The following is a 13,452-nucleotide window of genomic DNA, read 5'->3' as shown; positions in this document are numbered from 1 at the left end:
ATGGCTTCATTATGTGAAAATTCAGCGTTGTTTTTCTCAATTTATACGATCAAAGGAAGGGAAGGCTTAAAAAATGGCTTATCAATTTAAATTACCAGATATTGGTGAAGGTATTGCAGAAGGCGAAATCGTAAAATGGTTCGTTAAAGCAGGAGATACCATCAATGAAGACGATACACTATTAGAAGTTCAAAACGATAAATCAGTAGAAGAAATTCCATCACCAGTAACAGGAACAGTAAAAGCAATCGTTGTACCAGAAGGAACTGTAGCAAATGTTGGAGATGTTTTGATCGAAATCGATGCACCAGGACATCCAGAAAATGATGCAGCACCTGCAGCAGCTCCAGCTCAAGAACAAACTCCTGCACAACCAGCAGCGACTCCAGAAGCATCTGCAGCTGACAATGGCGGCGGCGTATTCCAATTTAAATTACCGGATATCGGTGAAGGTATTGCAGAAGGCGAAATCGTAAAATGGTTCGTTAAATCAGGTGATACAATCAACGAAGATGATACTTTATTGGAAGTTCAAAATGACAAATCAGTAGAAGAAATCCCATCACCTGTGACTGGGACAGTTAAAAATATCGTTGTACCAGAAGGAACTGTAGCAAACGTTGGAGATGTCTTGATCGAAATCGATGCACCAGGACATAATTCAGCACCAAGTGCATCTGCTCCTGCAGCAAGTGCACCTGCTCAAACAGAACAAGCAGCACCTGCACCAGCAGCATCAACAGGTGTTGTGGCAGCAGCAGATCCTAATAAACGCGTCTTGGCTATGCCATCTGTACGTCAGTTTGCTCGTGAAAAAGATGTTGATATCACACAAGTTGCACCAACTGGAAAAGGCGGTCGTGTAACAAAAGCAGATATCGAAGCCTTCATTTCAGGCGGCGGACAAGCAGCAGCTCCTGCACAAGCTGAACAAACTGTATCAGCACCAGCGGCAACTGAAACAGCAGCTCCAAAAGCACCAGCTAAACCATTTGTTTCTGACCTAGGTGAAGCTGAAACACGCGAAAAAATGACTCCAACACGTAAAGCAATTGCAAAAGCGATGGTAAACAGCAAACACACTGCACCACACGTTACTTTACATGATGAAGTTGAAGTGTCTAAATTATGGGATCACCGTAAGAAATTCAAAGATGTGGCAGCAGCTAACGGTACGAAATTAACATTCTTACCATACGTTGTAAAAGCATTGACAGCAACTGTTCAAAAATTCCCGATCTTGAATGCATCTATTGACGATGCAGCACAAGAAATCGTTTATAAAAACTACTATAACATCGGTATCGCAACAGATACTGATCATGGTTTATATGTACCAAACGTTAAAAATGCGAATACGAAGAGCATGTTTGCAATTGCAGATGAAATCAATGAAAAAGCAGCATTAGCGATCGACGGTAAATTAACGGCTCAAGATATGCGTGATGGTTCTATCACGATCAGTAATATTGGTTCTGTTGGCGGCGGCTGGTTCACACCAGTTATCAACTACCCTGAAGTAGCTATTTTAGGTGTAGGTACGATCGCACAACAACCGGTTGTAAATTCAGATGGAGAAATCGTAGTTGGTCGTGTAATGAAACTTTCATTAAGCTTTGACCATCGTATTGTTGACGGAGCAACTGCTCAAAAAGCAATGAACAACATCAAGCGTTTATTAGCTGATCCAGAATTACTATTAATGGAAGGATGATTATCAGATGGTAGTAGGAGATTTCGCCATTGAATTAGATACAGTCGTAATTGGTTCAGGCCCTGGAGGATATGTTGCAGCGATTCGTGCTGCTGAAATGGGTCAAAAAGTTGCGATCATTGAACGTGAGTTTATCGGCGGTGTATGTTTGAACGTTGGATGTATTCCTTCTAAAGCATTGATCGCAGCAGGACATCACTATCAAGAATCATTAGATTCAACAATGTTTGGTGTAACAACGAAAGACGTTGAACTAGACTTTACAAAAACACAAGAGTGGAAAGATAACAAAGTCGTTAAAACACTTACTGGCGGCGTAGGCATGCTGCTTAAAAAACATAAAGTAGAGATCATTGAAGGAGAGGCATTTTTCGTTGATGAAAACACCTTACGTGTGATCCATCCAGATTCAGCGCAAACTTATTCTTTCAACAATGCGATCGTGGCAACAGGTTCTCGTCCAATCGAAATCCCAGGATTTAAATTTGGCGGACGTGTCTTAGATTCTACTGGCGGATTGAACTTGAAAGAAGTTCCTAAAAAATTCGTGATCATCGGCGGCGGTGTCATCGGTGCAGAACTTGGCGGAGCATACGCTAACCTAGGTTCTGAAGTAACGATCTTAGAAGGCAGTCCTTCGATTTTACCAACCTATGAAAAAGATATGGTTAAACTTGTGACGGATGACTTCAAGAAGAAAAACGTTACAGTTGTCACAAAAGCGATGGCTAAAGAAGCGATCGACAACGGCGACAGCGTGACTGTTAAATATGAAGTAGACGGTAAAGAAGAATCTGTAACTGCTGATTACGTAATGGTAACAGTTGGACGTCGTCCAAATACAGATGATCTTGGTCTTGAACAAGCGGGCGTTGAAGTTGGCGAACGCGGTTTAGTTCCTGTAGACAAACAAGGCAGAACAAATGTCTCAAACATTTTTGCGATCGGAGATATCGTACCAGGCGCTGCTCTTGCCCATAAAGCAAGCTATGAAGCGAAAATTGCTGCTGAAGCAATCTCTGGTAAAAAAGTAGAAGTTGACTACAAAGCAATGCCTGCTGTAGCCTTTACTGATCCTGAATTAGCAAGCGTTGGTATGACGATTGCTGAAGCAAAAGAAGCGGGCTTAGAAGCAACTGCTTACAAATTCCCATTTGCTGGTAATGGACGTGCGATTTCTTTAGGTAAAACAGAAGGATTTGTTCGTTTAGTTACGACAAATGAAGATAATGTAATTATCGGAGCACAAATTGGCGGAGTTGGCGCAAGTGATATGATTTCTGAATTATCATTAGCTGTTGAATCTGGCATGAATGCAGAAGATATCGCATTAACGATCCATCCACACCCATCTTTAGGGGAAATTACTATGGATGCTTCTGAGTTGGCTTTAGGTTTGCCAATTCATATTTAGCATAGATTGTCACACAAAGAAAGACCGAGCTGGCCAGGCTCGGTCTTTTGTTTTGCTTTTAAATAAAAGACCCTAAAAAGTAATTTAAGAGTATCATTACGTTTCAGGGGAAAGATTATCTGATCTAGTGATGAAGCTCGCTATCGTCCTCTTCATCGATTCTATGAACCATCTCCAGTAAGCCACCGTTTCCTTCATCTAAAATTCGTTTTACTCTAGAAATCGTCGTGGTACTGCTGCCGGTTGCTTCTGCGATATCGGTATACGTTTTATTCAATAGAAGCAGCTTCGCCACTTCAAAACGCTGGATCATTGAATCAAGTTCTTTCAATGTCATCAAATCATCAAAATAATTATAACAATCCTCTAAAGTTTCTAACGCAAGTAGAGAACGGAAAAACTCATCACCATGACCGTCTTGAATTTTATCGATTTTCATAAGTCCCTCCTAAATTTAAAAGCGGAACAAATCGTTTAATCCTGTAGAAAATTAGGAAATTGACATTGAGACGTTTTTTGTCTCACTGACAATTTATCTATTTTCCTAAGGATTGATTTGTGCAGCTGGATAACATTAAAAGCGGAATGAGCCCATTTAGTCTCGACTAGAAAATAGGAAAACATGACTGAGGCGTTTTTTGCCTCATTCAGGTTTTATCTTTTTCTCGAGAGATTGGCTCATGTAGCTGGATAGCATTAAAAGCGGAACAAATCGTTTGATCCTGTAGAAAATTAGGAAATTGACATGGAGTCGCTTTTTGTCTCACTGACAATTTATCTATTTTCCTAAGGATTGATTTGTGCAGCTAGATAACATAAATGGTCAACACTTTCTTTGAAAGTCTTGTACTGTTCAACATCAGTTCATTTTATTCACTGTGATTCTCAGCAAAAGCGGAACAAATTGACCATTGAACTTCATATTCATAAATCGTATGTTATAAATATCGCAACCATTTTCCTATTATAAAACTTTTTTTTCTTTTGTCCAGTACCAAGAGAAAAAAGCACGAAACAAGAGTTTTTAGTCTTGTTTCGTGCTTTTTTAAGTTGTTGTAGCGATTATTTTGTGCCTAATTTTACCAAAGTGTATTGTTTTTTGCCTTTTCGAACAATGATGAATTTCCCATCGAATGATTGATCGGCTGTCACTTCAAAGTCTACCTCACGGATCCGATCGCCGTTGATTGAAATGGCGCCATTTGTTACGTCTTCACGTGCTTGGCGTTTTGAAGGTTCGATCCCTAATTCGATCAGCCAATCAACAATATTTTGATTGATAGCATCGGTTTCGACTGTCGGCATATTTTTGAATCCTTCTTCGATTTGTTTTGATGTTAAGTTTTTAACATTACCAGAGAATAAGGCTTCTGAAATAGCTAACGCATCATTCAAATCTTCTTCGCTATGCACAAATTTTGTCATTTCCGCCGCTAATACATGTTGTGCTTCACGTAAATGTGGCTCAGTTTCTACTTTGACTTCTAGCGCTTCGATTTCTTCTTTTGTTAAGAAGGTAAAGAATTTTAGGTATTTGATGACATCACGGTCATCTTGATTGACCCAGAATTGGTAGAATTCGTAAGGCGTTGTTTTTTCTGGATCGAGCCAAACCGCACCACCAGCCGTTTTCCCGAATTTTGTACCGTCTGCTTTTAGCATCAATGGAATCGTTAAACCAAAGGCTTTCGCATCTGCACCTTCTTTTTTACGAATCAAGTCTAATCCAGCAGTGATATTGCCCCATTGATCGGCACCACCGATTTGCATACGTACATTATTATTTTGGAATAGGTGTAAAAAGTCCATTGATTGTAGGATTTGGTATGTGAACTCTGTAAATGAGATTCCTGTTTCTAAACGACTTGCTACGATATCTTTAGCAAGCATAGTGTTGATATTGAAAAACTTACCAAAATCTCTCAAGAAATCTAAAAGTGTTAAATTGTGCGTCCAGTCGTAGTTGTTTACCAAAGTCAATGTGTTGTCTGTATCAACGGCAAACAGTTTTTCCATTTGACGTGTCAAAGAATCGACGTTGTGCTGAACAGTTTCCATTGTTTGTAATTGACGTTCTGTTGTTCGACCGCTTGGATCTCCGATCGTACCAGTAGCTCCACCAATCAAAATAAAAGGGTGATGTCCAAAAGCTTGGAATCTTTTTAGCATCATAAATGGGATCAAATGTCCGATATGCATACTGTCTCCTGTAGGGTCCACACCGCAATATAGTGAAATGCTGTTGGTTTCAACGTACTCACGTAAACCTTCGCTATCTGTTTGTTGGTTGATGGCGCCGCGCCATTCTAATTCATCAATAATGTTTGTCATGTTTCTTCATCCTTTCCTATATAAATAAAAAACGCCCCATAGGCTATTAGCCTATGGGACGAACTTCGCCGTGTTACCACCCAAATTGTATATGTAAAAACATATACCTCTCAAATCTGTATCGTAGATAGACGCCCACTTACGGTAGGAAACTAAAAGTGTAATTCACAAAAAATGTATATGCCAACTCTCACTAAATGCTGACTCTCTGAAATAGGGACATCTTTGCTACTTCGCTTTATCAAAGTTTGATATGTTATTTTGTGGTAATTCTACGACAAATCGGTCGACTTGTCAAATCCAACTTGTTTACTTTTATTATTTTTAAATGAAAGGATTCTCATATTGGTATAAATTACTTTAATTTAAGTTTTTTTAAAAGAACAAAAGCTAAAATCATTTGTGACAAATTTAATAAACGAGGTGACTAATTGCTTTTTTTAAGCAGAAATACTTTAACGTAGTAAAGCGCTGACGCGCCGAACAGAAGATAAAAATGTTAAATAACGAGCTTTTTTTTTAATTCTGCTCTTTTTGACTTGGGTCTCTATGGTACCTATACTTTGAATGTGATTTCACATGTGGGAACAAACAAATAAATTTAATCAGGAGGTCAAACATGAATAAGAAATTATCATTATTTGGATTGATTGGAATTACCATGGCCTTTTTTGGAACGGTTCGTAGTGTTCCAACATTAGCTTCAACAGGCTGGGCACAGATTTTTTATATGCTGATCGCGGCTTGTTGTTTTGCATTACCAATTGCATTGATTTCAGCTGAATTGTCAACCGGCTGGCCGGAAGAAGGCGGTCCTCAAGTATGGGTGCGCAACGCATTCGGTGAAAAATGGGGCTTTGTTACATCATGGCTATTATGGGTTCAAATGTTCTTTGGGATGGTCATGGTTGCTTCGACCGTCGGTGTGTTGCTTGGCTATGTCATCGATCGTCCAGATTTAGGACATAACAATCTATTTATCTTCATTATGATTTTGCTTTCCTATTGGGGCATTACATTATTGAATTTAAAATTTGATATGGTCAAAATCGCTGGTGACTGGGGTGCTGTGATCGGTGTTTATATTCCATTTGTAGCCTTAGTTGTTTTAGGAATGATGTACATGGCAAAACATGGAATCAATCAAGATAGCTATTTAGGTCATTTCGAAGCTGCAAAACTATTACCGGATTTTAGTGATTTAGGAAGTCTGCCAACATTGACAGGGATCATTTTTATTTTTGCTGGTGTTGAGATTTCATCAGTTCATGCTAACAATATCGATAATCCTAAACGGAATTATCCTATCGCCGTTATTGCATCTGTTTTATTACTTGTGGTGTTTAATTTAGTTGCTGGCTTAAGTGTTGCTGACAGCGTACCAGCTGGTCAAATGGAATTAGCCAATATTACACAACCATTCGTGATCATGACAGAAGATCTGGGAATTCCTGCCATTTTTAATAATATTGTTTCATTGATGATTTTGATCGGTGTGTTAGTTCAATTGAGTGCCTGGGTGTTAGGTCCAAGTAAATCAATGATCAAAGTAGCCGATGAAGGAAACTTACCGTCATTTTTCCAAAAACGTAACGCAAAAGGAATTCCAATCACTTTCGTGATGATCCAAGCGATCGTTATTTCTCTTGTTTCATTCTTATATGTTGTCGTACCAGATATAAGTGAAGCATTTTTGATTATTACAATTACCACAACGATTTTATATTGCGTCGTTTATCTATTGATTTCTTTATCCGCAGTTAAACTGCGTTACAGCATGCCGTCTGTTGAGCGTCCGTTTAGATTAGGAAGTAAAGGCAATGGTTTGATGTGGGCTGTGGCTTCATTGGCAGTCGTAAGTGTGATCGTTACAATGTTGGTCAGTTTGATACCACCAACCTCTGTTCCCCAAAGCGGTCATGTTGCATACGTGATTTTCCAAGTTGCTGCCACATTGATCATGATCGGCATTGCTTTGCTCATTTATAAAAGAAAAAAACCAGAATGGAAAAAAACGAAGTAAACAGCACAAACAGTTTATCAAGAGGCTGATTAGTCTGACTTATTTTGAAACTATTGGAGGAAATATTCATGAAAAATTTCAATACAGATGATACAAATTTAAAAGCACTATTTATCGGTGACAAAGGTGAAAACGTTGATCTATTCAAAGAATTATTGAATAAAATGATCGATGAGCACATCGGCTGGAGACAAAACTACATGCCGCAAGATATGCCTGTCATCACTCCACAAGATAGAAGCTCTAAAAGCTTCCAAGAAACAGCAGACAACATGCGGACTGTCTTCAATACCTTGTCTTCACGTTTACGTACAGAATCATTACCATGGCATTCAGCAGGTCGTTTCTGGGGGCATATGAACGCTGAAACATTGATGCCTTCAATCATTGCCTATTCAGCAGCGATGCTTTGGAATGGAAATAACGTAGCGTATGAATCTTCACCAGCAACTTCACAAATGGAAGAAGAAGTTGGGATGGAATTTGCCAGCTTGATGAGCTATCCAAACGGCTGGGGACATATCGCAGCAGATGGTTCGATCGCAAACTTAGAGGGGTTATGGTATGCCCGCAATATGAAATCATTGCCATTTGCGATCCAAGCTGTGGCACCAGAAATGGTCGCTGGAAAAACAGATTGGGAATTATTGAATATGCCAACGACTGAAGTACTGGATATCTTAGATAAACTCCAAGACAAAATGGATGACATCAAAGCTCATTCAGCTCGTAGCGGTAAAAATTTAGACAAATTAGGAAAATGGATCGTCCCTCAAACGAAACACTATTCTTGGTTGAAAGCAGCTGACATCATCGGTATTGGTTTAGATCAAGTAATTGCTGGAGAAGTGAACAGTGAATATCGTATGGACATCGAAAAACTAGAAGCGCAAATTCGTGAGCTAGCAGCGCAAGGAATCCCAACACTAGGCGTAGTAGGCGTAGTTGGTTCTACAGAAGAAGGACAAGTTGACCGTATCGATCAAATCATTGCGTTACGTGAGAAGTTAGCCCAAGAAGGAATCTACTTCTATGTCCACGTAGATGCAGCTTATGGCGGTTATGGTCGTTCGATTTTCTTAGATGAAAATGATCAATTTATCGAATGGGACAAAATTGATGAAGTGTACGCCAAACATAATATCTTCCAAGAAAAGAATGATTGGTTGACACAAGATATCTATGACTCTTTCAAAGCGATCGAACAAGCAGAATCTGTAACGATCGATCCGCATAAAATGGGCTATATTCCTTATTCAGCTGGTGGTGTTGTGATCAAAGATATCCGCATGCGTGACGTGATTTCTTACTTTGCCACATATGTCTTTGAAAAAGGAGCAGATATTCCAGCGTTGCTTGGTGCTTATATTTTAGAAGGATCAAAAGCTGGTGCAACTGCTGCTGCTGTTTGGACTGCTCATAAAGTATTGCCGTTAAACGTAACGGGTTACGGTAAATTGATGGGCGCAAGTATTGAAGGCGCGTATCATTTCTATCACTTTATCGATGGCTTAGAGCTCCAAGTTGGCGATAAAACAATTGAGATCCATGCCCTAACAAAACCAGACTTTAATATGGTGGATTATGTCTTCAATGAAAAAGGCAATACAGATCTTGTGAAAATGAATAAATTGAACCACGATTTCTATGATTACGCTTCTTATGCTAAAGGCGGATTATACAATAATGAATTTATTACGTCACATACTGATTTTGCGATCGAAGAATATGGCAACAGCCCGTTTGAATTTGTGAACGGCTTAGGCTTCTCTCGTGCTGAATGGGAACGCGCAGATAAAGTAACGATTTTACGCGCCGCTGCAATGTCACCATATATGAACGATAAAGAAACGTTTGATGAATATGCAGTAAAAATCAAACAAGCGATCCAAGAAAAATTAGAAGCGATCTACGCAGAATAGTCGTTTATCAAAGAAAGTCTGCGGCGAATTTTTGCCGCAGGCATTTCTTGTTTTGTCAGCTGGAAGGACTTTATAAGATGTGAGGAATGTATATGAAAAAATATCGGGTAAATTTTAATGAAGCAGCGTTTCTTTTGATCACACTGGTTATAATGATCGGAGTTAGTATTATTGGTTTTAATATTCCTGCCCATGTCGCTTTGTTGCTTGCAATTGGTTATTTGATGGTGTTTGCTGTTTATAAGAAATTTTCTTGGGATTTTATTCATGAGGCGCTTGTTGAAGGAGTATCATCTGGTATTATTCCAATCGTGATTTTTATTTTGATCGGCGCTTTGATCAGTGTGTGGATCGCAGGAGGAACGATTCCAACGATCATGGTTTTAGGTTTTTCTTTTCTGTCTGTGAAGTATTTTGTGCCGACGGTCTTTTTCGTTTGCGGTATCGTAGGCGGCGCTGTGGGCAGTTCGTTCACGACGGTTTCAACGATTGGCATTGCTTTTCTAGGGATGGGCAGTTTGATTGGTGTTGATCCAGCGTTGACAGCAGGGGCAATTGTTTCGGGTGCTTTTTTAGGGAATTCGATTTCACCACTTTCAGATACGGTGAATCTAGCGGCAGCTATTGCTGAAGTAGATTTATTTGATCATTTAAAAAATACATACAAAACAGCACTACCAGCGGCTGTGATATCTGCCATTTATTTTTTTGTGACAGGTTTACGCTACGATGGTGCTCTGGATAGTCATAGTATTCATGAAATCGTCAGTACATTGAATGAGCATTTCAACATTTCTTTTGTTTCACTGATTCCATTAGCTTTGCTCTTTATTTGTGCCTGGAAAAAAATTCCAGCGATTCCCACCTTATTAGCAAGTATCGGAACATCATTATTGCTGATGTTTTTTACAACGCCGCATGTATCTTTAGTTGAAACAGCTATGATGCTACAAAATGGTTTTGTTTCTGAGACGGGAAATATTCAGGTGGATGAATTGTTGACCCGAGGAGGGATCCAGAGCATGATGTGGTCGGTTTCACTGATCATTTTAGCGTTATCATTAGGTGGATTATTAGTGAAAATGGAAATTATCGATTGTTTGCTGCAACGGTTTGAAAAAGTCATCGATTCTCGCCAAAAATTGATATTGATTACAATGTTGAGTTCTATTGGAATCAATGTATTGATCGGTGAGCAGTATCTATCGATCATTTTACCAGGAAAGTCGTTTATCAATAAATTTAAAGAAAAGAAGGTTCCTCTTACATCGCTATCAAGAGGTTTGAATGATGCTGGCTCTGTAGTAAATCCGTTGATTCCATGGGGAGTAAGTGGTGTTTTTATTTCAGGAACATTAGGCATTTCGACGATCGAGTATTTACCTTATGCTGTTTTCTGTTATTTACTTCCAATTTTATCTTGCTTTATTGCGTTAAACAGTAAGAGTCAGGAAAAGTAATTAAAAAGAGACCAAACAAAACTGATTTTTAGTTTTGTTTGGTCTCTTTTACGTCGATCATTACTTAAATCTAAGTACTTTTTATCAGTTATTCACCAAATGTTTTAAGTCCGGCCTCATATAAATAATCATCGATTTCTAAAATCGTCAGTCGATGGGAGAGCCCGTAGATGACTACAGCATCCCAAGGATGTTTTGGGTAGAGCTGAGCATGACCAGTTTTTTTCAATAATTCATTGGTTTCTTCTAGTGTTAAGGAGAAACCAATCGCTAAAGCGATCATTTTTTCTCTAGAAGGATTTCGTTTGCCATCAAAGTACTGGTAGCCTGTAGCTTCAGTGATCCCTGCTTTTTTTAAGACGGCACTTTTTGTCGTTTGTTTGACCTGAAGCCATTGGTTTAGGAATTTTTTAGCTGTTTGATCGATCGTGTGCGGTGATGTTTTTGCAAGAGCCGTTTGAAAATTTTCTGCTTGCTTTAACGAATGAAGCAGTTTTTCTGTATCTATTTCCTGCATGATGTGAGTCTCCCAGTTCTTAAAATCTTTTTCTTTATTATACCTCGATTTCGGCAAAGTGAGAACGCATTTAGAAGATTTCTTTGCTATAATGAAACAAGCAAACAAATAATGGAGAATGATGATGGAAAATGTAACAGAAGAACGAGTTAGTCTATATAAAGAAATCGAGCCTTTGACAGACAAGCCCAATGGTCCTGTTCTGGTTAGAAATAGGGAAACAAAAGAATTCTTTGTCAAAAAATGCTATCCGCTGTTTCTAAAAGAAAATTTGCTCACCCTTCAGGCACTTGATCATACCCATTTACCAAAAATCCAAGAAGTATTGGTTGAAGATGGGAAGCTTTTTTTATATGAAGAATTTATTCATGGCAAGACGTTGACGCAAATCATCCAGCGGTCTGAAATGATCGAAATAGAAGCACTCTTAAAAATGACATTGGAATTGTTGGATGCTCTAATTGCCTTACATAGCAAAGGGATCATCCATCGTGATGTCAAGCCAGGAAATATCATGATGACGAATGATGGTGTATTAAAATTGATCGACTTCGATGCGGTTCGGACTTTTGACGGCGGAAAAGAAACGGATACTGTCCAGTTGGGAACAGTTGGTTTCGCCTCTCCAGAGCAGTTCGGTTTTGCCGAATCAGATAGGCGCAGTGATCTATATTCTGTAGGGGTTGTGATGAATGTTTGCGCTACGAAAAAATATCCGAAAGAGCAGCTAAGCACGAATAAATTTTTACGGCCATTGATTCTAAAAGCAACTAAGCTAGATCCTAACGATCGCTATCAATCAGCCTTAGAAATGAAGTGGGAAGTTGAAGAACAGTGGAAAAAACTGAAATTCAATCAGTTATCGGATGAAAAAGTAGAAAATAAAGCGAGTCAGGAAGATCGCATAAGAGAAATCCTTGCAAAAAATGCGGCGAACAAAGAGCAGCAACAAAATAACCCACAGAAAGTTGCCAAAACATATCCTTCTTCTATAGTAAGAAAATATGTGCCGGGATTTCGAACGGATATTGTATGGAAAAAAGTGATTGCGGTGGTGTATTATCTATTTATTGTGATTTTTGTACCACAGGATATTAGTGAAAAGCAGAGCTTTAATGCTCAATTAGCAGTAACGCTTGAAGACATTATAGTTTTTATTCTGCCGATTTTTTTATTTACTAATTTTATGAATTTCCATGCGAAACTTCCTTTACTCAAATCAGAGAAACTCACATCTAGAATTTTAGGTTATGTTTTGCTTTCGTTTGTATGGATTTTCTTGTGTGTAGTCGCTGTAAATATGCTGAAAACACAATAAATTATTTTTTAACTATGCTCGATGCATAAGATTTTCTTTTGGTTATTCCGTATGATCAAGATGTATCAACGGACTAAATAACAAAGGAGACAAAAAGCATGAACATGAAGAAAATCGTTTTGATAGGTATTGGTGTATTAGTTGTGGGTGGAGTGTTAGTCAATATGGGGTCTGATGAAAAAAAAGAGACGCCTGCAAAAAAAGAAGAAACGACAAGTACGGTTGTCAAAAACAAAGAGTCAGAAGCGCCTGCAGTGACGGATGCTGGTGATTTAGGTGATTATCACGTAGCAATCAAGGAATTTACTTTTGCTAAAGATTACAGTGGCGCAGATGTTGGTGTCGTGGAGTATGAATTTACGAATAATAGCGATACAAATGCAATGTTTTTGACCTCGATCACGACGAAAGCTTTCCAAAATGGCGCGGCATTGCAATTGGCAATCATGGCTGAAGAGGGATATGTAGATTCCATGACAGAAATTCAGCCGGGAGCAACATTGAATTTAAAAGTACCTTATAAGTTAAGTGATTTAAGTGCGCCTGTTTCTGTAGAGGCAACGAAATTATTCAGTAATAAAGAAAAGTTGTCTAAAGAATTTATTTTACAATAAAAAGGGTGGTTCAGCTAGCGTTCTTGAAAAGGAACAGTCTAGTTTTCGCTTCAGAGGAAGCAAAGGGATCGATTTTCCTTATATATGGCAGTGTATTGGGATATTGGACAGGTAGCTGAAACAAGCTAGTTATTTAGTC

At 38.7% G+C, this 13,452-nt stretch carries 10 protein-coding genes and 1 other annotated feature; of the genes, 7 read left to right on the top strand and 3 right to left on the bottom strand.

All coding sequences use genetic code 11. The features are described 5' to 3' along the window. The first annotated feature begins 73 nt into the window (after window positions 1–73). Both IGI58_RS01920 and lpdA read left to right on the top strand, forming a co-directional pair. Window positions 74–1,714: a dihydrolipoyllysine-residue acetyltransferase gene (locus tag IGI58_RS01920; RefSeq protein WP_429954742.1), complete on the top strand. Its 1,641-nt coding sequence runs from the start codon at window positions 74–76 to the stop codon at window positions 1,712–1,714. 7 nt (window positions 1,715–1,721) lie between these two features. Beyond that, window positions 1,722–3,128, top strand: a complete 1,407-nt coding sequence (lpdA, locus tag IGI58_RS01915) for a dihydrolipoyl dehydrogenase (RefSeq protein ID WP_087641325.1) — start codon at window positions 1,722–1,724, stop codon at window positions 3,126–3,128. Window positions 3,129–3,252: 124 nt separating this feature from the next. Here lpdA and IGI58_RS01910 read toward each other — a convergent pair whose 3' ends face one another. Together IGI58_RS01910 and tyrS are read right to left on the bottom strand one after the other, a co-directional pair. Continuing rightward, entirely contained in the window at window positions 3,253–3,567 is a 315-nt protein-coding gene (locus tag IGI58_RS01910; RefSeq protein WP_087641326.1) for a YerC/YecD family TrpR-related protein, read from the bottom strand. 623 nt (window positions 3,568–4,190) lie between these two features. Next, window positions 4,191–5,459: a tyrosine--tRNA ligase gene (tyrS, locus tag IGI58_RS01905; protein WP_429954745.1), complete on the bottom strand. Its 1,269-nt coding sequence runs from the start codon at window positions 5,457–5,459 to the stop codon at window positions 4,191–4,193. Between the two features lie 51 nt (window positions 5,460–5,510). Next, window positions 5,511–5,713, bottom strand: a binding site (T-box leader). 365 nt (window positions 5,714–6,078) lie between these two features. On the opposite strand from tyrS, the gene tyrP reads away from it, so the two are divergent. The 3 genes from tyrP to nhaC all read left to right on the top strand — a co-directional run bounded on the left by tyrP (window position 6,079) and on the right by nhaC (window position 10,864). Continuing rightward, window positions 6,079–7,482: a tyrosine-tyramine antiporter gene (tyrP, locus tag IGI58_RS01900; RefSeq protein ID WP_429954747.1), complete on the top strand. Its 1,404-nt coding sequence runs from the start codon at window positions 6,079–6,081 to the stop codon at window positions 7,480–7,482. A gap of 68 nt (window positions 7,483–7,550) precedes the next feature. Further along, the gene (tdc, locus tag IGI58_RS01895; protein WP_429954749.1) at window positions 7,551–9,404 is read left to right on the top strand and encodes a tyrosine decarboxylase; all 1,854 of its coding nucleotides are present in this window, start codon (window positions 7,551–7,553) and stop codon (window positions 9,402–9,404) included. An 86-nt stretch (window positions 9,405–9,490) separates the two neighbouring features. Then, complete coding sequence (nhaC, locus tag IGI58_RS01890; protein ID WP_429954751.1) at window positions 9,491–10,864, top strand: Na+/H+ antiporter NhaC; 1,374 nt, start codon at window positions 9,491–9,493, stop codon at window positions 10,862–10,864. 88 nt (window positions 10,865–10,952) lie between these two features. Here the strand turns inward: nhaC and IGI58_RS01885 are convergent, their stop codons facing one another. Then, window positions 10,953–11,381 carry a helix-turn-helix domain-containing protein gene (locus IGI58_RS01885; protein ID WP_429954753.1) on the bottom strand — a complete coding sequence of 143 codons (429 nt, stop codon included), beginning with the start codon at window positions 11,379–11,381 and terminating at the stop codon, window positions 10,953–10,955. 124 nt (window positions 11,382–11,505) lie between these two features. On the opposite strand from IGI58_RS01885, the gene IGI58_RS01880 reads away from it, so the two are divergent. Then, window positions 11,506–12,699 (top strand): serine/threonine-protein kinase, encoded by a 1,194-nt coding sequence (locus IGI58_RS01880; protein ID WP_429954755.1) that lies wholly within the window; start codon window positions 11,506–11,508, stop codon window positions 12,697–12,699. 98 nt (window positions 12,700–12,797) lie between these two features. Further along, a complete protein-coding gene (locus tag IGI58_RS01875) occupies window positions 12,798–13,313 on the top strand; it encodes a DUF5067 domain-containing protein (protein ID WP_087641333.1) in 516 nt (171 codons plus the stop codon). Window positions 13,314–13,452: the final 139 nt, after the last annotated feature.

This window comes from Enterococcus sp. AZ020 (assembly GCF_050499205.1).
Lineage (GTDB): Bacteria > Bacillota > Bacilli > Lactobacillales > Enterococcaceae > Enterococcus_L > Enterococcus_L dunnyi.
Note: the sequence above shows the minus strand (reverse complement) of the source record. Positions and strands in the feature narration are given on the sequence as shown.